The sequence below is a fragment of the Streptomyces cyslabdanicus genome, from assembly GCF_052663305.1.
The window spans coordinates 1-835 of sequence record NZ_JBQRUW010000059.1 but is presented as its reverse complement, the minus strand read 5'-3'; the positions used below and the strand labels follow the sequence as shown (position 1 = coordinate 835).

General features: G+C 68.1%; 1 protein-coding gene and 1 pseudogene. Both read right to left on the bottom strand.

What is annotated here, in order from left to right:
- Window positions 1-67: 67 nt before the first annotated feature.
- Window positions 68-391: a ferredoxin gene (gene fdxA, locus ACTYVM_RS31275; RefSeq protein WP_445529202.1), complete on the bottom strand. Its 324-nt coding sequence runs from the start codon at window positions 389-391 to the stop codon at window positions 68-70.
- Window positions 388-835, bottom strand: a pseudogene (locus tag ACTYVM_RS31270) (2-oxoacid:ferredoxin oxidoreductase subunit beta); the annotation flags it as partial. The pseudogene ACTYVM_RS31270 and the gene fdxA, both read right to left, overlap by 4 nt.

The window sequence follows — 835 nt, the reverse complement described above, 5'->3', positions numbered from 1 at the left end:
ACCGTGGCGCGTCGAGGCCCTCCCCGATGCCGGGGAGGGCCTCGACGCGCCACGGTGCGGTGGGAGCTCAGTTGGGCTCCTTCACCGGCTCGGCCTCGACGATCGGATGGTCCGCGGGCAGCGGCCCGGCCGCCGACGCGCCGCCCGACACGTCGGCCGTGGCGAACACCTCCTGGTCCGCGGTTCCGTATCCGGCCCACTCGTCCGGCAGTGCGTCCTCGTAGAAGATGGCCTCGACGGGGCAGACCGGTTCGCAGGCGCCGCAGTCCACGCATTCGTCGGGATTGATGTACATCTTGCGCGGTCCTTCGTAAATGCAGTCGACCGGGCACTCGTCGATGCACGCCTTGTCCTTGAGGTCCACGCAGGGCTGGGCGATCACGTAAGTCATGAGGAAGTCTCCACGGTCCAGGTGTCGTTGCCGGCCAACAGCGCGGCAAGGTCGCCCTTGCCCTTCTGCTCGATCGCGGTGTCAAGCTGGTCGGCCATGAGCGTGTCGTAGACCGGGCGCTCGACGTTACGGAACACGCCGATGGGGGTGTGGTGCAGAGTCGCCGGATCGGCCAGGCGGGACAGCGCGAAGGCCGTGGTCGGGGACGCGGAGTGCGCGTCGTGGACCAGGATCCGGTCACGGTTCTCGTCGGTCACGTCGACGATCTCCAGGTCACCGGTGGCCGGGTTCCGTACGACACCCTTCGACCGGTCGGTGCCGAAGCGGATCGGCTGCCCGTGCTCCAGGCGGATCACGGCCTCCTGGGCCTGCTGCCGGTCCTTGAGGGCCTCGAAGGCGCCGTCGTTGAAGATGTTGCAGTTCTGGTAGATCTCGATCAGCGCC